We start from the raw sequence: 19,759 nt of genomic DNA on the forward strand, positions 1-19,759 counted from the left end.
TTACGGCTCATGTCGTGGAAAAGGTGCTGCTGAAATTTGGCCTGCGTAACGACCGGAGCTTGCGGATTCTCTTCGCCGGCTACCTTGCCGTTCTGGCCGCCGTCGTCGTTCCCGCCTTTGGAGGCGCGACCAACGGCTTCACTCTCTGGCTGGGGTTATCGAGCGCCTGCGTCGCGACCGCGCTCGTGCTGTTCGCAACTCACCACCTGAGAGTTACGCGGGAGAACCAGCGGCTGGCGGTAGTCGGCGAGCGGCTTGAACACCAGGCCCACAGCGATCCGCTCACGGGTCTGATGAACCGGATCGCCTTCAACAAGGTGCTGGCCGAGCGCAGCCAGGCTCAAGTCCACGGCGAGCTGGCCGTTCTGTTCCTGGACGTCAACCGGTTCAAGGAAATCAACGATAGCCTCGGACACAAGGCCGGCGATGTCCTTTTGGCCCAGGTTGCCCGGCTGCTGACGGACAATCTCCCCGACGCGGTCGCCGTGGCCCGAATGGGAGGAGACGAGTTCGCCGCCATACTGACCGTCACGAAAACCACCACGCCGGAAGCCTGCGCCAGCGCCATAGCGGAAGGGCTGCAACAGCCGCTTCTCATTGAGGGGCGGTTGGTTCAGAGCGGCGCGGCGATCGGTATTGCCTATGGCAACCTGGCGTACGACGACGGCGACGATCTGCTGAAGCATGCCGACATAGCGATGTATGAAGCCAAGGCTGCGGGCGTGAACGGCTACCGCGTGTTCGACGATCTGATGGAAGAGCGGATGTCGTCGCGCGTGAGCATTCGGTCCGAGTTGGCCCGCGCCCTCGACACCGACGAACTGACGCTGAACTATCAGCCGCTCGTCTGCGCCAAGACCGGCGAACTCATCAGTGTGGAGGCGCTGCTTCGCTGGAATTCCCCGCGACTGGGGCAGGTTTCACCGGCTGTCCTGATCCCTATCGCAGAGGAAAGCGGACAGATCATTCATCTGTCGAACTGGGTCCTGGACACGGGACTGGCCGCCATAAAAACCTTGGGCGACGTCCCTGTCGGGATCAATATCTCACCGGTACATTTCCGTCACAGCCAGTTCGCCACCATCCTCGCCGAAAAACTGATCGCCGCAAACGTGCGACCCGAGCTGCTTCATCTCGAGATCACGGAAGGGGTGCTCATTTCGCACATGGAGGGGGCCAAGAAGACGATCGCCCAGGTCCGCAAGCTGGGCTGCAAGGTTTACCTCGACGACTTCGGCACCGGCTACTCCAGCCTGTCATACCTCCAGGATTTCGAACTCGACGGGATGAAGATCGACAAGTCCTTCCTGCGTGATCTCGGCGAACGGTCGCAAGCGACCCAGATCATGCGATCGGTCGTCGACCTGGGCCATAGCCTCGGCTTGAAGGTGGTCGTGGAGGGAGTTGAAAGCGAATGGCAGGCCCGCCTGCTTCAGCTTCTGAACTGCGATATCCTGCAAGGCTTCCATTTCGCGACCCCGATGGTGCTGGCCGATATTGCGGCGTTCCGGAAACTTCACACCGCCAAAGCCGAGACCTCGGCGGATCTCGGCTCGGCAGAGCGGCTTAGCGCCTGACCAGCTTGTCTCCGCTGAACGGGACCTGGCGATCCAGAGGTCTTTAGTGCCCCACCAAGGTCGGCAACGTCTGCCAAACGACCGCAATCCCGCCCATCCCGGCGGTGAGAGCGGCGATGTCCGACGAAAAGCTGGGCCCTCCAGCTCGCCTGCGACGCATCGCCAGGACCAATAGGGCGGCGCAGGCGATGGCGCAGGCGATGCTGAACGCCAGTCCGGCAATCCGCCAGCCGAAGTCGTCGGCCCGGGTCACGACGTCGGCCAGACTGGAGAGGGCGTAAAGCCCGGAAAAATGCGTTGCCCAGACTACCAGGCCGCCCGTCATCCAAAGCCAGTTGACCATGTCATCCTCCGGGGAAGAGGTGGACAAGCAGGGCGGCGAAGGCGCCCTGGCCGGCGGTGTAGACGACGAACAGCGCGATCAGATCATAGGTCGTGGGTCGGTCTGGCGCGATGAGACCCGCGACCCACCGCAGCGAGGCGTACAGGCCCATGACTGTGGCGATGAAGGCGAAGAAGCCCTGCCAGGCGAGGAAGGCGTAGACCATGGCGCCCTGGGCATGAGCCGTCGGGTCCGTGCCGATTCCCCGCCACGCTTCCCATTCCAGAACCCAACCGAGGCCGACAAGGCCAGACGCGCCCACCAAGAGGACGGTCGCGATCAAGCCGCTCCGTGGTCGCGCGAGCCTTAGAATGCGGCACGCGCCCCAGGACAGCAGGGCGGCTGCGGCATAGGGGGCGAGGATCCACGGAAGGCTCGCCAGCGGCGGCGGCGGCGTCCACTCGCCGGGATTGCGGCTCCACAGGAAAACGTAGCTGAAGGCGGCGAGGCTCAGGACCATGCCGCCGACGACGAGGGTCAGCACCATGGCCCACCAGCCGTGGCTGCTGGGTCCGGCGCGGTAGGTGGGCACGCGGATGCCCGCGCCGATGTCCGCGGTCAGTTGATCAACCGGCCTGTCGAGCGTCCAGCACCAGTTGAAGACGCAGTAGATGCCCAGAACGCCGGCGATCAGGCTGGGCCAGTAGGCCTGGATGGTGAGCAGGAGGAAGGCCGCCGCCGTGAACACGGCCGCCCAGATCGGCCAGGGCGACGGCACGGGCATGCGCTGCAGGTATTGCGGCTCCGCGTTGAGGGTCGAGGTTACGATGGTCTCGCGCCGGCCGGTGGCGCTGTTGGGCAGGAAATATCGTCCCGCCTCGACATCTCGCGAAAGCCCCTTCTGCTCCCAGAGCGGATAAAGGCTGGTGATCACCGGCACGGAGCGGACTGAATAGAGACCGGTAGGAAGCCATTCGAGACCGGGGCCGTCGAAAACGTTGCCGGCTTCGCGGTTTCCGAAAGGCCGGAAGTTCCGGGCCATGTCGATGATCCACAGCAACACCGCGATCGCCGTCAGGACCGCTCCGGCCGTCGAGATCAGGTTGGGCAGCTCCCAGCCCCGGTCCGGGAGATAAGTATAGACCCTTCGCGGCATCCCCATCAGGCCGGTGAGGTGCATCGGCAGGAAGGTGATGTGAACCCCCGTGAACATGAGCCAGAACACCCATTTTCCCATCCGCTCGCTGAGCGGACGGCTGGAGGTCATGGGCAGCCAGTAGTAGATCGCGGCGAAGAAGGGGAAGACCATGCCGCCGATCAGCACATAGTGCAGGTGCGCGACGATGAAGTAGCTGTCGTGGGCCTGCCAGTCGAATGGCACCATGGCGACCATGACGCCGGTCAGCCCGCCCATGACGAAGGTGACCAGGCCGCCGACCGCGAACAGTCCCGGCGTGTTGAACCGCATCTTGCCGGCGGCGAGGGTCGCGATCCAGGCGAAGACCTGAACCCCCGCCGGGACGCTGACCGCCATCGAGGCGGCCGAGAAATAGCTGGTCGAGATGGTCGGCATGCCGGTCGCGAACATATGGTGCGCCCACACTCCGAAGCTGATGAAGCCGGTCGCCATCATGGCCATCACCACCAGCCGGTAGCCCACCAACGGGGTTCGGGCGATGGCCGGGATGATGGTCGACGTCGCTCCGGCCGCCGGCAGGAAGATGATGTAGACCTCCGGATGGCCGAAGAACCAGAACAGGTGCTGCCACAGCATCGGGTCGCCGCCCCGCACGGGGTCGAAGAACGGCCAGTCCAGCGCCCGCTCAAGCTCCATCAGGGTTGTAGCCAAGATCACCGAGGGGAAGGCGATGATGATCATCACCGCGAAGATCAGCATGGCCCAGGCGAACATCGGCATCTTGTCCAGGCTCATGCCTGGCGCCCGGTTGCGCAGCACCCCGACGATGATTTCGATCGCCCCGGCGATGGCCGAGATCTCGATGAACCCGATGCCGACCAGCCAGAAATCGGCGTTGATGCCGGGCGAGTAGGTCATCGAGGTCAGCGGCGGATACATGAACCATCCGCCGTTCGGAGCCAGGCCGAAGAACAGCGAGCAGAAAAAGGCCAATCCGCCGATCAGATAGGCCCAGAAGGCGTAGGCGCTGAGACGGGGAAAGGGCAGGTCGCGCGCCCCCAGCATCTGGGGCAGCAGCAGGACGCCGAGGGCTTCGACCGCGGGCACCGCGAACAGGAACATCATCATGGTCCCGTGCACGGTGAAGAACTGGTTGTAGGTCTCCTGCGCCAGAATCCCCTGCATGGGCAGGGCCAGCTGGGTGCGCATCAACACCGCCAGCAAACCCGCCAGCACGAAGAACAGCATCGCCGCGCCGACGTAATAGACGCCGACGTAGTTGTTGTTGATGGCGCTGATCCACTGCCAGCCTTTCGGCTTGCACCAGATGCGTTCGAGCTCCTCCAGTTCTCCGTCCGGCCGCGGCCCCCTGGTGGGGAAACGCTTGTAGCGATCGGCGTCGAAACCGGTTTCGGACGTCATTCGAGGCTGTCCAGCCAGGCGGACACGGCGCGCAGATCTTCGCCGGTGAGGACGGGATAGGCCGGCATGCGGTTGCCGGGCTTGATCGCCTGGCTGTCAGAAATCCAGCCCCCCAGCGTGCCCTGGTTGTTGGGCAGGATGCCTGCGCCCAGGGTCCGGCGCGATCCGACGTGGCTGAGATCCGGGCCGGCCAGACCGTTGAAGTCCGTCCCTCGCACCGTGTGGCAGGCGCCGCAGCCGGATCTGCGGAAAACCTCGGAGCCTCGCGTAATCAGGGCGGCGGTCGGCGCAGGCGCAGCCTGTCGGGCCCGCCAGGCGTCGAACTCCCCCGGCGCGTGGGCGACGACGACGAGGCCCATCAGGGCGTGCGGACCACCGCAATACTCGGCGCACTGGCCGCCGTATGAACCGGGTAGATCGGCCTGCAGCCGCAGATAGTTCCGCCGCCCGGGGATCATGTCCTTCTTGCCGCCGAGGCGGGGAACCCAGAAGCTGTGGATCACGTCGGCGGCGTCGAGCTCAAACACCACCGGACGGCCGACCGGAATGTGAACCTCATTGGCGTCCTGCAACACCTCCCGACCCCGATCGTCGAGATAGGCGACGCGCCACCACCACATCTCGCCCGTCACGCGCACGCGCATCTCTCCGGGCTGCGGGTCGTCGGCCAGGTGGCTGGTCAGACCGAGGCCGTAGACCAGCAGGGCGCTCAGCACCAGGACCGGGAAGGCGAGCCCGCCGATCCAGATCAACCGCGCGCCGCCCAGTCGCTTCCGCCAGCGGCGCGGTCCGAACAGGGCCACGCCGAGGGCGACCAGAACGAGCGTCAGGACCGCTCCGGCCATGGCGAACAGAACCCAGGACACCGTGGTCACCGGTTCGGCGAACGGCCCGGCCGGGTCCAGAACGGGTGGGGGCCAGCCGGCCGTACCCTCAGGCGAGCCGGTGCTCATCGCAACGTGTACAAATAGGCCGCGACATGGCGGGCTTCGGCTTCGGTCACCGGCATGGGCGGCATGGCGGTTTGCGGGTCGAGGGACGGTGCGTCCCGAATGAACCGGACCAGGGTGTCCGGCTGGTTGGGTAGGCGGCCCGAGATCAGCGGGCGGTCGCCAAATCCATCCAGCGACGCCGCCGTCGCGCCGGCCGGCCAGCGTACGCCCGGCACGGCATGGCAGGATGCGCAGCCGGCCCGTTTGATGACGACCAGACCGCGCGCCGGGTCGGCGCCGGCCAAAGACCGCGGCTGGTCGGCCTTGTCGGCGCATCCGGCCAGTCCGATGACGGCGCACGCCAGTCCCATGGCCGGAACGGCGCTCAAGCTCGCTCTGGTGTCCAATCGGTTCGCCATCCGCCCCCTCGCCGGTCGATGGGCTAACCCACGGCCAGGCCGCAGGTTCCTTGCGGAACCGCCAAGCTGGGGCGGTGTTGCGCAGACGTGCGCGCGCTTCCTTCCATCTTCGCCCTGATGCTCACCGCCGGGTGTCACCCCGCGACCAATCAAACTGACGCCGCCCTGACGGCGACCGGCGAACTTGTGGCCCTCAGCGGTGGCGGGGCGGGCGCGCGCAACGCGTGCTTTTCCTGTCACGGGCTGGACGGGCAGGGCGATGGCGACAGCGTGCCGCGCCTGGCGGGAATGGATGTCGGCTATCTGCAGAAGCAGATGCAGGACTACGCCGACGACCTTCGCCCCGATCCGGTGATGACACCCATCGCCAAGCGGTTGACCGAGGATGAGCGCCGCGCCGTCGTCGCCTGGTACGCGGCCATGCCGGCGCCGGTGAACGAGGCGAGGCGCGAAGTGCGCGTCCCGGCCGTCTACCTTGAAGGCGACGCCGCGCGCGGGATCATCCCCTGCGCCTCCTGCCACGGGGACAATGGCCAGGGCGCGGGACCGGGCAATCCCGCCCTCGCCGGACAGCCCGCCGCCTACACGCTTGAGCAGTTCCGCCGCTGGAAGCGGACCGACCGCCGCAATGATCCCCGCGGCGTCATGACCGCCGCCGTCGCGCCGCTTACGAGCGGCGAGATGGTCGCCATAGCCGCCTGGCTTGAGACACGATCGCCTTCTCGATCGCCTGATAGCGGCGGGCCCACCGCGTCCGTTTCGGCTTCGGCTGCGGCAGAACCGGCAGCATCCCGTGGAATACGTCGTCCCGATCGATGATCTGGTGCTTCAGGGCTGCGCCGACGTGGATGGGGATGAGGAGTAGAAGGGTGACGATGAGGCCCCAGTGAACCCACTCGGCGATCGCCTCCACCCGCCAGGCCGTGACAGGGTTCAGGTCCTGCAATGGGATCAGCGGCCATGGGATGACGCCCGCGACCGCCAGTTGCTGGTCACGGGCGGTGGCCGAGACCATCAGCCAGCCGCTCAGGGGCAGGCCGAAAAGGCCGATATAGAACAGCCAGTGGGTGATGGCGCCGGCGGTGCTTTCCCAGCCCGGCTTGTCGGCGTCGTTGATCGGGCCGGGCGCCAGCAGCCGCCAGGTGAACCGGCCTACGACGAGCACCAGCATCAGAAGGCCGACGCCGTAGTGGACGTCATGCGCCAGAACCTTGTCTCCCCCCGCGGGGATCCGCCCCATCCACCAGCCCCAGCCCAGTTGGAAAAACACCAGCGCCGCCATGGTCCAGTGAAACACAATGGCCACCGGCGAGTAGCGGCCTTCATCGTGGTGCCCGGCCGCCCACTCCAGCGCGGTGATGAACAGGCGGTCGATCATGCCGCTCGCGCCGTCGGTCGCTCAGGGCCGATCCAGCGGCCCAGGACCAGAAGCGCGGCCGCCAGATAGATGGCGGCCGCCGGAGCCCACATGATCAGGCCAGCCGCCTGCTGGTCTTCCAGCGGCGACAGCCCCCAGGCCCGGGTCGTGAACAGGTGGGGGGCATAGAGCGCGTCCGGGGCGAAGGTGATCAGCGCGCCCAGCAGTCCCATGGCCACCATGCTGGCCAGAAGGGCGATGATGGCCGCGGGCATCGCTGCGCTGCGCACCGCCGCCCAGAACCAGACGGCCGGAGCGAGGATGGACGCCTGCATGGCCCAGTAGGCGAGGTCGCTCGAAAGAGCCGCGGCATAGGCCCCGGGCGCGTGCCAGGCCCAAAAGGCGGCGACCTGGGCGGCGGTGGCCAGCGCCAGGGCGCGGGCGCCGCGGCGCGGGAGCGACCAGGCGATCAATGGCGCGGCGACCGCCACCAGCAGCACGTGATGGATGGTTCGCGCCGTGAACAAGGCGGAAGACAGGGCGCAGAGGGGGGAAACAAAGGCGACGGCCAGAACGGCGATGGCGGCCAGGCCGCTTTGGCGGACGCCGGCGCCGCGAACGAGGATGACCAGCGCAAGCCCGGCGAGGCCGGCGATCAGCCATGGATCCGCGTTCCACCGAACGGCCCAGTCGGCCGGTGTCGATCCGGGCCCGCAATAGGGCAGCCAGGGGATCATGGGGCGGCGCGAAACGTCATGGGGTGCGAGCCGGCGTCGGCCATGGGCTTCCCTCCCTCCGCCTCATGAGCATCGCCAGCAGAACCCGCGGCTTCCGGCGCGGTTCCGCACAGGGAGCGGGTCCGTCGCAACAGAAACAGGCAAGCCGGGCGGACCGCGACGATCCGGCAGGTGAAACCAATCGGCGAACCGAACATTGGTCAGGTGGATCGATCGGACGGGGAGGCGTTGGATGCAGACCGAAACCAGGACGCAACCGGCAACGCCGCACCCGATCCACGCCATTCTTCTCGGCTTTCCGATCTCCCTGTTTACGGCGGCGATGGTCACTGACATCGTCTATCTGAGAACCGCCGAAATCCAGTGGACCAACTTTTCGGCCTGGCTGATCACCGGCGGGCTGTTCTTCGGCGGGCTGGTCCTGGCGTGGGCCCTGATCGCGTTGGTGCTCCGCCTCCGCTCATCGTTCCACCTCCCCGGTTTGATCTACCCTGCGCTTCTGGCGGTGATGTGGGTCCTCGGATTGATCAACATCTTCAAGCACAGTCAGGACGGCTGGAGTTCCGTCGGTGCTTTCGGACTTACCCTGTCGGTCCTGTGCGCCCTTCTGGCCCTGGCGGCGGGGTTCGTCGCCTATTCAGGCATTACTGAGCGGGAGGTCGCCCGATGATCCGCACCCTGCTGGGCACGGCGGCCCTCCTCGTGGCGTTGAGCGGCTGCGGGCGAACCAACCCGGAACTGGATCAGACCGGACCTTCGCCGGAGGTGCCCGAGATCCGGGAAACGCTCCTGCCGTCGATGAAGATCGCCAAGCCCGTCGGCTGGGGCGATCAGACGCCGGCCGTCCCCGCCGGCTTCACGGTCTCGGCTCTCGCGACCGAACTGCAGATTCCGCGTCAGATTCTGGTCCTTCCCAATGGCGACATCCTGGTGGCGGAAGGCCGCGGCGGCAATGCGCCGGCCCTGCGACCCAAGGACGTGATCGCAGGCAAGATCAAGAAGCAAGGCAATACACAGGTCGACAGCGGCGACCGCATCACCCTGCTCCGCGATGCCGACAACGACGGCCGACCGGAGGTGCGCAGCGTCTTCATCGACAATCTCAACGCCCCGTACGGCCTCGCGTTCGTGGACGGCTATGTCTATGTCGCCAATCAGGATGCGGTGGTCCGCTTTCCCTATCAGACCGGTCAGACCCGCATCACCGCACCGGGCCAGGAACTGACCCGGCTTCCTGCGGCCATCAATCACCACTGGACCAAGGCGATGACGGCCAGCGCGGACGGGATGACGCTCTACGTCGGCATCGGCTCGAACAGCAATGTCGGCGAGCGTGGCATGGCGGTCGAGGAGGAGCGAGCGGTCATCTGGGCGATCGACACCCGGACCGGCGCCCATCGAACGGTCGCCAGAGGGCTCCGCAACCCCACCGCCCTGGCGATCGAGCCCGGGACCAATGCCCTCTGGACCGTAGTCAACGAACGGGACGAGATCGGCCCCCAGGCCTCTCCCGACTACCTGACCTCGGTGCGCGAGGGGGCCTTCTATGGCTGGCCGTGGAGCTATTGGGGCAAAGTCGATCCGAGGGTGCGCCCGGAAAATCCCGATATGGTCGCCAGGACCATCCTGCCGGACTACGCCCTGGGGTCCCACGTCGCGGCGCTCGGTCTGTCCTTTGCACAGGACGGCGGGTTCGGCGGGGCCTTCTCCCAGGGCGCCTTCGTCGGCGAGCATGGCAGCTGGAACCGTCAGGATCTCGCCGGGTACAAGGTCGTCTGGATACCCTTCGCCAATGGCCGTCCGAGCGGCCAGCCGGTCGATTTTGTGACCGGCTTTCTGACAGGTGACGGCAAGGCGCGGGGACGCCCCGTCGGCGTCACCTTCGACCCGGCCCGCCGAATTCTTCTCGTCGCCGACGACCTGTCCAACACAGTCTGGCGCGTGGCCCCGCGCCGCTGATGGGCCCTCTGCAGCGCGTCAGGCGAGGTCGGCTCCCCGCCGACGAACTCAGCCGGTCGATCCTGAGCCGCACACGAGTGCGGGCTGGCTGAGGTCATCCCCACTGCCCGGCGATTGTCGCCGCAGCGCCCGCGCGGGAGGTCTGGAGATGCAGTTCGACGAGGCTAGAGCGCCGCGGACGGAAGCACCCTCATCATACGTTGTGGGGGTCATGACGATGGAAGTCGAGGGGCGGGACTCCGGGCAGTTCAATCGCACCGTGGCCTGCGCTGTGGCTACTCTCGGAGAGATGTTCGCGGACGCGCCACGCCTGCGCACGCAGGCCTTTGCGTTTTCCGGCCCCCATCTGACTCCAGGGGCTGGCAACTATCAGCCGCTGGATTTCCTGGAGATCGGGCTCGCCGAGAAGCTGGAGCGTGATCTGCCGTTCCTGCTGATCGTCACCGAGGTCGACCTCGCCTCATCCTCGCTCGCCTACACCCTGGCGCTGCCGAGCCAGTTGACGAACGTCGCCATCATCTCGACGCGTCGCCTCGCTCCTGAGTTCTGGGGAGATGCGGCCGACGCCCGGAAGACCGCGGATCGTCTGGCGACGCTGATGCTCCATTGTTTTGGTCATCTCGTCGCCTTGCGCCACGATCACGACCCCGCCAACGTGATGTATCCGCTGGAGCGGGTCGAGGATCTCGACCGCATGGGACGCCTGACCCCGGCGCAGCTGGAGCGGGTCGTCCGGGTCCTGCCGCATGAGGCCAACGAGCGCTCGACGCGGGACGGCAAGGCGGGTTTTGTCTTCAGTACACTCGCGCGCGACGCCGGCGCCATTACCCGCGCCGTCGGCAGAGCCAATCCATTCCGGCTCATCACCCGCATGCCCACCATGCTGGCGGCCGCCCTCTCCGTCATGATCGTGTTGCTGTTCAGCGCCGAGACATGGGACGTCGCCTATGCCGTGACGGTCACCCAGATCGCTCTGTTCTCGATCGGCTGCCTGGCGGCGGCGACCTTCGTCCTGTACCGCGCCTTTGCGTTCAAGACCCTGATGAGCCGCGACCGGCGGATCACGGAATCGGGCGTCGTCACGATAGCGGCGACCTTCCTGTCGCTTCTGCTCACCCTGATCGTCATGTTCTCCTTCTTCGGCGCGCTCAGCTACATGGCCGTCATCACGGTGTTCCCGGTCGGGCTTATGGAAACCTGGCCGGGAACAGGGGAGGCCACGGCGGTGCTCGATCACCTCAAGCTCAGCCTGTTCCTCGCAGGCATGGGGGTGCTTGCTGGGTCGCTGGGCGGACGGTCCGACAGCCGGGATATGGTGCGAGGCGTCCTGTTCGTCTTTGAGGAGACCTGATCGGGGGACCTGCGACGCCCTGCAAGATCGGCGTTGCCGATCCTGCCCCGCTATCAGGGACAGGCTGGTCGTCTCCTAGCTTGGGGACGGTGCGATAATGTCGGGGTGTTTCCCGGGTTACAGCGACCCGGCAGTTATCCAGGAAGAAAATGGCGGAGAGGGTGGGATTCGAACCCACGGTACCCGTGAAGGCACGCCGCATTTCGAGTGCGGTACATTCGACCACTCTGCCACCTCTCCGCGGGGCCGTAGGACGCTTGGTCGAGCGAGCGGCTTCTCTAATGGGGCGCGGGCCGGGCCGCAAGCCCTCGCCTGGCCTTCTTTCGGCCCTCGTCCGGGGACGGGTCGCTCAGCGCTGGGCGGGCAGGGGGAGGCCGAGCGTGTCGGCGCCGGAGATGTCAGTGTCGGCGGTGCGGAACAGTTCGGCCGGGCGCCCTCCGGTGGCGGCGGACAGTCGGCCGGTCGGCTCGACCAGGCCGGTGCGTTCGACGCCGCGGCGGAAATTCTGTTTGTGCAGCGACAGGCCGGCGACGGCCTCGGCCGCGGCCTGTAGCTCGGACAGGGTGAAGGTCGCGGGCATCAGGTCGAACAGCACCGGCCGGTATTTCAGCTTGCTGCGCAGCCGGCCGAGGCCGGTGGCCAGGATGCGGCGGTGGTCCGAGGCCATGGCCCGACCCGGCGCGCCCGACGGGATCGCCCGGTCGCGGTCGCGGGCCGCCTCGGCGACCAGTCCGGCCTCGTAGAGCAGCTCGTACCGCTCCAGCACCCGGCCCTCATTCCAGCGGTGGGAGGGCGAGGGGGCGAACAGGGTGTCGACCCGACTCCGGCGGCGAAGGTCGGCTCCGGCCCAGGCCGTCAAACCTTCGAGCAGGGGCGCCAGACAGGCCGGGGCCCCGTCGCGGCGATCCTCCCACGGGAAGATGTCCAGCACCGGCGTCCAGCGCGCTTCCGCCAGCGGCGCGTCGGCGGCGTCGGCGGTCAGGGCCAGATAGCCGACCGAGACCTCGCGTCGCCGCTCCGGCCCGGGGGTGGCGCGCGGACTGGCCCGGCCGAGGTCGCCGAAGGTGTAGAGTTGTTCGACGAAGCCGAGTCGAAAGCCGGTCTGGGCGGTCACGAAGGCGCGGAGGGCCAGTTCGAAGGTGCGGTCGCGGGCCGGATCGAAGGGCCCGAACGGGAGGGCCAGGGCCCTATCATCCCCAGGGGTGGTCAGGACGCAGGCCATGCGGTCGCGGAGCGCGATGACTACGGCCGAGAGACCGATGCGCACGCCCTGTTCCGCCGGCCCAGCCATGCCTACTCCGTATGCCACGCGTCGGGCGCGGGGACGAGGCCGACCGCCTCGGCCAACACCCTGTACCGTTCCAGATAGCGTTGCTGGGCGACCGGGGCGGGCAGGGGGTCGATGACGAGGTCGTACCCGGCCGGCGGCTTGCCGAAGAAGCCGAGGGCCTCGGTCCGGGTGAAGCCCGCCAACTGGGTCGCCTCGAAGAATGCGCAGGCCTTGTCGGCCTCCTTGATCAGCTTCTTTATCTCCACGGGCGTCTTGGCGGGCAGGCCGAAGCGGATATGGATGGCGTGCTCCAGACGCGCTTCGAAATCCTTGTAGCTGACGCCGAGCGCCGCCTTGAACGGTGAGATCATGTCGCCAATGACGTATTCAGACGCGTCGTGAAGCAGGGCCGCGAGCCGCCATTTCGGCTCCAGTCCCGGCCGGATGTGGGCGGCGATCTCCTCGACCACGCAGCTGTGCTGGGCCACCGAGAAGGCATGTCCGCCGATGGTCTGGCCGTTCCAGCGCGCGACGCGGGCGAGCCCGTGCGCGATGTCCTCGACCTCGATGTCGAACGGGGACGGGTCGAGCAGGTCGAGCCGGCGGCCCGACAGCATCCGTTGCCAGGCGCGAGGCGCTTTCTTCGACGTCGATCGGGCGGTGGCGGCCAAGGCGTTATCCTGCGAGTGGCAGGTCAGGTGACGCATCCCGGCGCGGCGATCAACCCTGTGGGTCGTTATTCGCCGACGTTGAGGGCCACGAGGTCCTTGGCATCCTCGAACACCCGGCCACGATCCCGGTCCCGCGCCCGCACCGTGGCCACGACGATCGGCCCGCCCGCGGGCCCGCGGGCTTCGTAACCGACCAGCCGCCAGCCCGCCTCGGACGGCCGGTTGTCGGTCAGGACCCAGCTTGCCCGCGTCGCGCCGCCGCCGGCCCAGGTTCGCACTTCGGCGGCGTCCTGGTTGGCCTGGACGCTGACGCTGTCGCCGCCGTCGGCGCTTTGGATGTCGACGCGGCCGTCACCGTCAGTGGCGTCGATATGGAAACCGCCGATGCGCACGCTGGCCTCGTCGCCTTTCGACTCGATGTGCAGGCCGGGAAGCCGGACCGTGGCGTCGTCGCCATCGGCCTGTATATCGACTCCGGGCGCCCTCACCGAGGCCCGGTCGCCGGAAGGCGGACCGGCCTCGGTCAAAGCGCCCCCGGTCTTCAGCTGCGCAACCGCCTGGGGCATGGCCGCGGACAACCGGTCCTCAAAGGCCTTCAGGACTTCGCCGGGTTCGGCCCCGTGCAGCTTGACCAGGTGGAGGTTGACTTCGGCCCCGCGCGGCCCGGCGTATGTGCAGACGGCGCCGCCTTCGACCGCGGTCCCCTTACGGGTCAGCGAACCCATGGTCTGCGGACAGAGCAGGGTCTCTACGACCTTCAGCGCACCCTTGGCGTCCGGCTTTTCCGTATCCGTCGCCGAGATGCGCACGGTGTCGCCGTCGCACGCCGCGGTCAGCGCCGCGAGGCACAGGGCAGGAACCAGAAGGAAACGCGTGGGCATGGTGTCGGTCCTTGTGGCCCTCATCCTGCGCTCCAACCCTCGGGAATCCAGTGAAATCGCGGTAATCGGAATGACGAAACCTGTTCATTGCTGTGTTCAGACGCCCGGCCGCGCGCCCTCGCGGCGGCTCAGGAAGGCCAGCCGCTCGAACAGGTGGACATCCTGTTCGTTCTTGAGCAGCGCGCCGTGCAGGGGCGGGATCAGCCGGTTCGGCGAGGTTTCGCGCAGGGCCGCGGGATCGACGTCGTCGACCAGCAGCAGCTTCAGCCAGTCAAGCAGTTCCGAGGTAGACGGCTTTTTCTTCAGGCCCGGCGTGTCGCGGATCTCGTAGAAGGTCTTGAGCGCTTCCGAGACGAGGCGCGGCTTTATCCCGGGAAAGTGGACCTCGACGATAGCCTTCATCGTCTCGTCGTCCGGGAAGCGGATGTAGTGGAAGAAGCAGCGGCGCAGGAAGGCGTCCGGCAACTCCTTCTCGTTGTTCGAGGTGATGATCACGATCGGGCGCACAGCGGCGCGGATGGTCTCGCCCGTCTCCTGGACGAAGAACTCCATCCGGTCGAGTTCCTGCAGCAGGTCGTTGGGGAATTCGATATCGGCCTTGTCGATCTCGTCAATCAGCAGCACGGGCCGGGCGGGAGCGGTGAAGGCCTCCCACAGCTTGCCGGGTTTGAGGTAGTTGCGCACGTCGTGGACGCGCTCCTCACCCAACTGGCTGTCGCGCAGGCGCGAGACGGCGTCGTACTCGTACAGGCCATTGTGGGCCTTGGTCGTGGATTTGACGTGCCAGGTGATCAGCGGCGCGTTCAGGGCGCGGGCGATCTCATAGGCCAGCACGGTCTTGCCGGTGCCTGGCTCGCCCTTGATCAGCAGCGGACGCTCCAGCGCGACGGCGGCGTTGACGGCGATCTTCAGGTCGTCGGTGGCGATATAATCCGAGGTTCCCTCGAACCGGTCGCTCTGGCGAGTCATGAACGGGCTCCGATGATGTCCGGACAGGGGTAGCGAAGGCGTGCGGGGTTAACAACGATCATGTGGGGTCCCGGGCAACGCGGCGAACCCGGAAAAGATCGGCGCCCCCGCCCGCCCGGGCGGACATTTCTGCCGGGTCTCCGGTGGTCTGCCCCGGAAAATGACCAAACCGATCAAAGGGTTGAAGGGGCGTGGTCCGGCCCGATCCTTGCGTAGCCGTGCGCGAACCAGAACCGGTTCCGCGGCCAGAAGGCCGGTCTCCCCGACCAGAATGGAAGGATATCCGATGGTTATGTCGGTCAACACCAACGTGGGCGCTCAAATCGCGCTCCAGAACCTCAACGCGACCAACGCCCAACTGGCGACGACGCAGAACCGGATCAACACCGGCAAGTCTGTGTCGAGCGCCAAGGACAACGGGGCCATCTGGGCGATCGCTCAAGGCCAACGAGCCGAAATCGGGGCGCTGAACGCGGTGAAACAGTCTCTCGATCGTGGCGTCGCCGCGGTCGATGTGGCGCTTGCGGCTGGCGAGACGGTCTCTGACCTCTTGCTGCAGATGAAGGAGAAGGCACTGGCGGCGACCGACGCGTCGCTCACGACCTCGGCTCGTGCAGCCCTCAATGAGGACTTCAAGGCCCTCCGCGATCAGATCGCCTCGGTAACCACCAACGCCGAATTCAACGGGATCAACCTGCTGAAGACCGGCGCCACCGGATTCCAGGCCCTGGCCAATGCGCAGGGTACGTCCACCTTGACGGTCGGTGCGGAAGTCATGGCTCTGGGCAGCACGACGGTATCCGTCGCCACCACGCAGTCGATCGACACCCTGACCAAGGCGACGGCCTCGCTTACGGCCGTCACCAATTCCATCGATGCGGTTTCGGGCGCGCTTGCGCGGCTCGGCACCAAGTCGAAGGCGCTCTCGACCCACATCACGTTCGTCGGCAAGCTGTCGGACGCGCTGGAATCGGGAGTGGGCAACCTGGTCGACGCCGATCTGGCGAAGGAAAGCGCCAAGCTCCAGGCCCTGCAGACGAAGCAGCAACTGGGGGTTCAGGCGTTGGGCATCGCCAACCAGACTCCGCAGCTCGTTCTGTCGCTGTTCCGCAACTGATTGTTTCCGGTTCTCGCAGGCGCCGGAGGGTTTGCCCTCCGGCGCCTCGTGCGTTTCAGGCCCCGAACAAGCCGGTTAGCCACGCCCACGCGTTGGCGGGAAGGCTCTGGGCCCACTCCCAGACCGGCAGCAGGTAGGGCGACACCCACTGCCAGGCCAGCCAGATGATCAGTCCCGCGAGGCAGAGCAGACCGACGGCGCACCAGGCGATCAGGATGGCCAGGCCGTCGCGCTGCATCAGGCCGAAGCCGAAAGTCGAGATAATCAGGGCCGGGATCAGATTGCCCCCCCAGATCGGCAGCACGAGAATGATGGCAAGCAGGAAGGTGACGATGCCGATCAGCACTTCCGATACTTCGCTGGTCATGATCGTCAGGCGTGGCTTCGACAGCCGTTCGACCTTCGTCAACCGGGGCAGGACCGTATCCAGCCCGTTGCGGTAGGCCACCCTGTCAATCCAGCGGCGCAGCGCCCATCTGGGCAGCCACAATTGATCCTGCCGGGTCGCCAGCTGCAGACCCATCAGCAACAGCGGCGCGCCCAGAATGGTCGTCGTTCCGGGAATTATCCCGATGGCGATGTTCATCAGGCCGAAGAACAGCATCAACGCCCCGAAGCCGCGCTCGCCGAACGCGTTCACCAGCTCGCCGAGGTAGAGCTTGGGGTCTTCCTTGGCTCCGATGTCCACCAGCACCTGCGAGAAGGGCCGTGTGTCGCTCTGATAGTCGTAGTCGGGCATGGGCGGCTGGCATACTCGCGCAACGGGTTTTCCGGTCTAGGCGTGACCGCGACGGCGCGCTACTTAACAAACGTCAATCGTTTGCGCCGGCGCCCTCAGGCTGCAGACGTGTGCTCCGGCTTGCCCTTGCGGCGGGTCCCCGCCATGTCTTCCAGTTCCTTCTCGCTCATCGAATCTTCCATCGATTTCGACGCGCCCTTCAGCTCGGATTTGGGCGTGTCGCCGCGTTTGGCCGACAAGGCTGCGCCGGCGGCCTTTTGCTGGGCTGCGGATTTGGTGGGCATGGCGGGTCTCCGTCTTCTCCGGCAAAGCAACCGAAGGCGAAGGCGGAAGTTCCAGGGTCAGCTGCCCAACAGTTCCCGCCCGATCAGGAAGCGGCGGATTTCGTTAGTGCCTGCGCCGATGTCGTACAGCTTGGCGTCGCGGACCAACCGCTCGACCGGCCACTCCTTGGTGTAGCCTGCGCCGCCGAGGGCCTGAACGGCCTCCAGCGATACCTTCACCGCGTTCTCGGAAGCCAGCAGGATTGCGCCCGCCGCGTCGTATCGCGTGGTCTTGCCGGCGTCACACGCCTTCGCCACGGCATAGACATAGGTGCGGGCCGAGTTAAGGGCCACGTACATGTCGGCGATCTTGGCCTGCATCAGCTGGAAGCTGCCGATGGCCTTGCCGAACTGCTTGCGTTCGCGGACGTAAGGCAGGACCACGTCCAACGCCGCCTGCATGATCCCCAGAGGGCCCGCTGAAAGCACGGCGCGCTCATAGTCCAGACCGCTCATCAACACGCCGGCGCCGCCGCCGACGGGACCCATGACGTTCTCTTCGGGGACCTCGCAGTCCTCGAACACCAGTTCGGCGGTGTCCGAGCCGCGCATGCCCATCTTGTCCAGCTTCTTCGAAACGCTGAAGCCCTTCATGCTCTTTTCGATCAGGAAGGCGGTGACGCCGCCATTGCCCTCGCCGGTGCGGGCATAGACCACCAGGGTGTCGGCCGAGGGAGCGTTGGTAATCCAGAATTTCGTGCCGTTCAGGACGTAGCGGTCGCCCTTCTTCACGGCCTGGGTGCGCATCGACATGACGTCAGAGCCGGATCCGGCCTCGGACATGGCCAGGGAGCCGACATGTTCGCCCGAAATCAGCTTGGGCAGATATTTGCGCTTCTGCTCGCCCGTGCCCCAGCGGCGAATCTGGTTGACGCACAGGTTGGAGTGGGCGCCGTAGCTGAGGCCGATCGAGGCCGAAGCTCGCGACACTTCTTCCATCGCCACCACATGCTCAAGATAGCCGAGGCCGAGGCCGCCGAACTCTTCCTCAACGGTGATGCCGTGCAGGCCCAGATCGCCCATCTCGGGCCACAGCTCGCGCCGAAACTGGTTTTTCTCGTCGATCTCGGCGGCCAACGGCGCCAAGCGATCGGCGGCCCAGCGTGCGGTAGTCTCGCGGATCATGTCGGCATTCTCGCCGAGGCCGAAATCCATGGATTGGGGTGCGTTGGGAATGCTCATGGCGGCGGCGTAGCACCACGCCGCGCGCCTGGCAAAGTCAGTCCCGGCGACCCCATTGCACGAACAGATTCCACGCCGAGACGCCGACGCAGATGACGCCGATCAGGGCTAGGATCCAGCCAATCACCATGAAGTCGTTCAGCGAGGACTCATCCACCATGGCCTTGCGGAACGAGGCGGCCGCGGCGGCGCAGGCGGCCAGTCCGGTCAGCCCCATGATCACCCAGGCGCCCGTCACGCTCCAATCGAAGCGGCGCGGAGCAGCGGGTTCGACCTCGTGGCGCAGCACCGACGGCGCAGGTTCCTGCTCGAACAGCACGGTGTCGCCGTCCGGCGCAGCGGCCACCGTTCGTTGACCGGGTTCCCAGGCGGTGCGGGCGGGTTCCCCGAAGTCCGCCTCGGTCGCGGGCGTCAGCACCAGCTGTTCGTCCATCGGCGGGAAGGGCGAGTTGCCCGGTGTAGGCGGGACCAGAGGAACGACGGGCTCCGCCGACTCGGCCTGCGCTGTCGTCGGGACGTCGGTCGGCGGATTCTCTGCGGCCGGTTCGGGCGTGGAATCGGGCTCGGGGACAGCCTTCGGCGATCCGGCGGGCGGGAACCCGGGCAGGGGCCCGATCCTTGAGCCTGCATAGGGCGAGTAGCGCTGCAGATGTATGGTGGTGACGGGTGTGGCCGTCTGGAATGCGGTGGGCTCGAACCCCGCCACCTCTTCCGGCAGGACCGCGTCCATCGAGTCTTCGGGCCGGTCCGACCCGGTTCGCGGGGCCGCCGGCGTTTCGCCAAGCAATGCGGCGACCGCAGCGGCCCGGGCGTCGCCGGGAGAGTCGGGAGGCGTCGGGAGCTCCGACGGTTCATCCTCGACCGGCGGCGGCGGCAGGGGCGCGGCCAGCAGGTCGGCGAGATGTATTGGCGTTGCCGGATCGGCGACGAACAGGGCGCGCTCGGCGGCCCTGCGACGCAGGCGGGCGTCGGGCGGCGCCGCCTCCGGCCAGCCGATCAGCGCGTCAGCGGCCTCTCCGGCATGGCCCTCGTTCAGCCGCTGCAGCACGTCGGAAGCGAGGAAGCGATCAACGCCCACGGAAATGGCGAAACTGGCGAGCGCGTCGAATTGGTGCTGATTGAGCGGGATCGACACTCGCTCGTTCAGGGCCTTCACCACGGGCAGCAGGTCGTACTGTAGCAGCAGTTCGGCATCGGCCTCGCCGACGGTCGAGCCCTCCCGCGCCGAGACCGTGTGGCCGTAGCCGATCACCCAGCGTCCGTCCTCGTTCCGCACCGCGCGTGGCCGGAAACCCTCGAAACTCTTGATGAGGACGACTCCCTCGCGGGAGACCTTCAGAGGTGGGGTGGTCGCGTCGGACACCGGATTGACCCAAATCGAGACGGAAGCGCT

The 19,759-nt window shown here is 66.8% G+C and carries 19 protein-coding genes, 1 tRNA gene and 1 pseudogene; 6 read left to right on the forward strand and 15 right to left on the reverse strand.

Annotation, left to right across the window (positions count from 1 at the left end; all coding sequences use genetic code 11):
• Positions 1–14 precede the first annotated feature (14 nt).
• A complete protein-coding gene (locus HNQ67_RS12120) occupies positions 15–1,577 on the forward strand; it encodes an EAL domain-containing protein (RefSeq protein WP_183255805.1) in 1,563 nt (520 codons plus the stop codon).
• 43 nt (positions 1,578–1,620) lie between these two features.
• Here HNQ67_RS12120 and HNQ67_RS12125 read toward each other — a convergent pair whose 3' ends face one another.
• Genes HNQ67_RS12125 through HNQ67_RS12140 form a run of 4 tightly spaced genes read right to left on the reverse strand, consistent with a single transcriptional unit; the run spans position 1,621 to position 5,780 of the window.
• Positions 1,621–1,920, reverse strand: coding sequence for a hypothetical protein (locus HNQ67_RS12125; protein WP_183255807.1), 300 nt, complete (start codon positions 1,918–1,920; stop codon positions 1,621–1,623).
• Between the two features lies 1 nt (position 1,921).
• Positions 1,922–4,459, reverse strand: coding sequence for a cbb3-type cytochrome c oxidase subunit I (locus HNQ67_RS12130; protein WP_183255809.1), 2,538 nt, complete (start codon positions 4,457–4,459; stop codon positions 1,922–1,924).
• Positions 4,456–5,412, reverse strand: coding sequence for a cytochrome c oxidase subunit II (locus tag HNQ67_RS12135; RefSeq protein ID WP_183255811.1), 957 nt, complete (start codon positions 5,410–5,412; stop codon positions 4,456–4,458). The genes HNQ67_RS12130 and HNQ67_RS12135 overlap by 4 nt, the downstream gene beginning before the upstream one ends.
• On the reverse strand, positions 5,409–5,780 hold the full coding sequence (locus HNQ67_RS12140; protein ID WP_246347588.1) for a c-type cytochrome: 372 nt from the start codon (positions 5,778–5,780) through the stop codon (positions 5,409–5,411). The genes HNQ67_RS12135 and HNQ67_RS12140 overlap by 4 nt, the downstream gene beginning before the upstream one ends.
• A gap of 147 nt (positions 5,781–5,927) precedes the next feature.
• Between HNQ67_RS12140 and HNQ67_RS12145 the strand changes: the two are divergent.
• Positions 5,928–6,461: pseudogene (locus HNQ67_RS12145) on the forward strand (c-type cytochrome); the annotation flags it as partial.
• Positions 6,462–6,477: 16 nt separating this feature from the next.
• On the opposite strand, the gene HNQ67_RS13680 reads toward HNQ67_RS12145, so the two are convergent.
• The gene (locus tag HNQ67_RS13680; RefSeq protein WP_246347589.1) at positions 6,478–7,188 is read right to left on the reverse strand and encodes a cytochrome b; all 711 of its coding nucleotides are present in this window, start codon (positions 7,186–7,188) and stop codon (positions 6,478–6,480) included.
• On the reverse strand, positions 7,185–7,904 hold the full coding sequence (locus HNQ67_RS12150) for a cytochrome c oxidase assembly protein (protein ID WP_183255815.1): 720 nt from the start codon (positions 7,902–7,904) through the stop codon (positions 7,185–7,187). Before HNQ67_RS12150 ends, HNQ67_RS13680 begins: the two co-directional genes overlap by 4 nt.
• A 232-nt stretch (positions 7,905–8,136) precedes the next feature.
• On the opposite strand from HNQ67_RS12150, the gene HNQ67_RS12155 reads away from it, so the two are divergent.
• The 3 genes from HNQ67_RS12155 (at position 8,137) to HNQ67_RS12165 (ending at position 11,214) form a co-directional block, all read left to right on the forward strand.
• Positions 8,137–8,574, forward strand: a complete 438-nt coding sequence (locus HNQ67_RS12155; protein ID WP_183255817.1) for a DUF2231 domain-containing protein — start codon at positions 8,137–8,139, stop codon at positions 8,572–8,574.
• Positions 8,571–9,863, forward strand: a complete 1,293-nt coding sequence (locus tag HNQ67_RS12160; RefSeq protein ID WP_183255819.1) for a PQQ-dependent sugar dehydrogenase — start codon at positions 8,571–8,573, stop codon at positions 9,861–9,863. The genes HNQ67_RS12155 and HNQ67_RS12160 overlap by 4 nt, the downstream gene beginning before the upstream one ends.
• A gap of 211 nt (positions 9,864–10,074) precedes the next feature.
• Positions 10,075–11,214, forward strand: a complete 1,140-nt coding sequence (locus tag HNQ67_RS12165; RefSeq protein ID WP_183255821.1) for a zinc metalloprotease — start codon at positions 10,075–10,077, stop codon at positions 11,212–11,214.
• Positions 11,215–11,364: 150 nt separating this feature from the next.
• Here the strand turns inward: HNQ67_RS12165 and HNQ67_RS12170 are convergent.
• The 5 genes from HNQ67_RS12170 to HNQ67_RS12190 form a co-directional block, all read right to left on the reverse strand.
• Positions 11,365–11,454: transfer RNA gene (locus tag HNQ67_RS12170), tRNA-Ser, on the reverse strand.
• A 109-nt stretch (positions 11,455–11,563) separates the two neighbouring features.
• A complete protein-coding gene (locus tag HNQ67_RS12175) occupies positions 11,564–12,505 on the reverse strand; it encodes an NUDIX hydrolase (protein WP_221247885.1) in 942 nt (313 codons plus the stop codon).
• Positions 12,506–12,507: 2 nt separating this feature from the next.
• On the reverse strand, positions 12,508–13,101 hold the full coding sequence (locus HNQ67_RS12180; protein WP_183255932.1) for a YfbR-like 5'-deoxynucleotidase: 594 nt from the start codon (positions 13,099–13,101) through the stop codon (positions 12,508–12,510).
• 119 nt (positions 13,102–13,220) lie between these two features.
• On the reverse strand, positions 13,221–14,036 hold the full coding sequence (locus tag HNQ67_RS12185) for a methyltransferase type 11 (RefSeq protein ID WP_183255823.1): 816 nt from the start codon (positions 14,034–14,036) through the stop codon (positions 13,221–13,223).
• Between the two features lie 96 nt (positions 14,037–14,132).
• Positions 14,133–15,005: an AAA family ATPase gene (locus HNQ67_RS12190; RefSeq protein WP_183255825.1), complete on the reverse strand. Its 873-nt coding sequence runs from the start codon at positions 15,003–15,005 to the stop codon at positions 14,133–14,135.
• 286 nt (positions 15,006–15,291) lie between these two features.
• Here HNQ67_RS12190 and HNQ67_RS12195 point away from each other — a divergent pair, with 286 nt between their 5' ends.
• Positions 15,292–16,122: a flagellin gene (locus HNQ67_RS12195; RefSeq protein WP_183255827.1), complete on the forward strand. Its 831-nt coding sequence runs from the start codon at positions 15,292–15,294 to the stop codon at positions 16,120–16,122.
• 55 nt (positions 16,123–16,177) lie between these two features.
• Here the strand turns inward: HNQ67_RS12195 and HNQ67_RS12200 are convergent, their stop codons facing one another.
• The 4 genes from HNQ67_RS12200 to HNQ67_RS12215 form a co-directional block, all read right to left on the reverse strand.
• Positions 16,178–16,861: an exopolysaccharide biosynthesis protein gene (locus HNQ67_RS12200; RefSeq protein WP_183255829.1), complete on the reverse strand. Its 684-nt coding sequence runs from the start codon at positions 16,859–16,861 to the stop codon at positions 16,178–16,180.
• A gap of 95 nt (positions 16,862–16,956) precedes the next feature.
• Positions 16,957–17,145 carry a DUF3008 family protein gene (locus HNQ67_RS12205; RefSeq protein WP_183255832.1) on the reverse strand — a complete coding sequence of 63 codons (189 nt, stop codon included), beginning with the start codon at positions 17,143–17,145 and terminating at the stop codon, positions 16,957–16,959.
• 57 nt (positions 17,146–17,202) lie between these two features.
• Entirely contained in the window at positions 17,203–18,366 is a 1,164-nt protein-coding gene (locus tag HNQ67_RS12210; RefSeq protein ID WP_183255834.1) for an isovaleryl-CoA dehydrogenase, read from the reverse strand.
• 37 nt (positions 18,367–18,403) lie between these two features.
• Positions 18,404–19,729, reverse strand: a complete 1,326-nt coding sequence (locus tag HNQ67_RS12215) for a glycoside hydrolase family protein (protein WP_183255836.1) — start codon at positions 19,727–19,729, stop codon at positions 18,404–18,406.
• Positions 19,730–19,759: the final 30 nt, after the last annotated feature.

Source organism: Brevundimonas basaltis (assembly GCF_014202075.1).
GTDB lineage: Bacteria > Pseudomonadota > Alphaproteobacteria > Caulobacterales > Caulobacteraceae > Brevundimonas > Brevundimonas basaltis.

Bases quoted from the DNA above. Each gene is read 5' to 3' on its own strand.
- HNQ67_RS12125 (WP_183255807.1), bottom strand. From the start codon at position 1,920: ATGGTCAACTGGCTTTGGATGACGGGCGGCCTGGTAGTCTGGGCAACG.
- HNQ67_RS12130 (WP_183255809.1), bottom strand. From the start codon at position 4,459: ATGACGTCCGAAACCGGTTTCGACGCCGATCGCTACAAGCGTTTCCCC.
- HNQ67_RS12135 (WP_183255811.1), bottom strand. From the start codon at position 5,412: ATGAGCACCGGCTCGCCTGAGGGTACGGCCGGCTGGCCCCCACCCGTT.
- HNQ67_RS13680 (WP_246347589.1), bottom strand. From the start codon at position 7,188: ATGATCGACCGCCTGTTCATCACCGCGCTGGAGTGGGCGGCCGGGCAC.
- HNQ67_RS12150 (WP_183255815.1), bottom strand. From the start codon at position 7,904: ATGATCCCCTGGCTGCCCTATTGCGGGCCCGGATCGACACCGGCCGAC.
- HNQ67_RS12155 (WP_183255817.1), top strand. From the start codon at position 8,137: ATGCAGACCGAAACCAGGACGCAACCGGCAACGCCGCACCCGATCCAC.
- HNQ67_RS12160 (WP_183255819.1), top strand. From the start codon at position 8,571: ATGATCCGCACCCTGCTGGGCACGGCGGCCCTCCTCGTGGCGTTGAGC.
- HNQ67_RS12165 (WP_183255821.1), top strand. From the start codon at position 10,075: ATGACGATGGAAGTCGAGGGGCGGGACTCCGGGCAGTTCAATCGCACC.
- HNQ67_RS12175 (WP_221247885.1), bottom strand. From the start codon at position 12,505: ATGGCTGGGCCGGCGGAACAGGGCGTGCGCATCGGTCTCTCGGCCGTA.
- HNQ67_RS12180 (WP_183255932.1), bottom strand. From the start codon at position 13,101: ATGCTGTCGGGCCGCCGGCTCGACCTGCTCGACCCGTCCCCGTTCGAC.
- HNQ67_RS12185 (WP_183255823.1), bottom strand. From the start codon at position 14,036: ATGCCCACGCGTTTCCTTCTGGTTCCTGCCCTGTGCCTCGCGGCGCTG.
- HNQ67_RS12190 (WP_183255825.1), bottom strand. From the start codon at position 15,005: ATGACTCGCCAGAGCGACCGGTTCGAGGGAACCTCGGATTATATCGCC.
- HNQ67_RS12195 (WP_183255827.1), top strand. From the start codon at position 15,292: ATGGTTATGTCGGTCAACACCAACGTGGGCGCTCAAATCGCGCTCCAG.
- HNQ67_RS12200 (WP_183255829.1), bottom strand. From the start codon at position 16,861: ATGCCCGACTACGACTATCAGAGCGACACACGGCCCTTCTCGCAGGTG.
- HNQ67_RS12205 (WP_183255832.1), bottom strand. From the start codon at position 17,145: ATGCCCACCAAATCCGCAGCCCAGCAAAAGGCCGCCGGCGCAGCCTTG.
- HNQ67_RS12210 (WP_183255834.1), bottom strand. From the start codon at position 18,366: ATGAGCATTCCCAACGCACCCCAATCCATGGATTTCGGCCTCGGCGAG.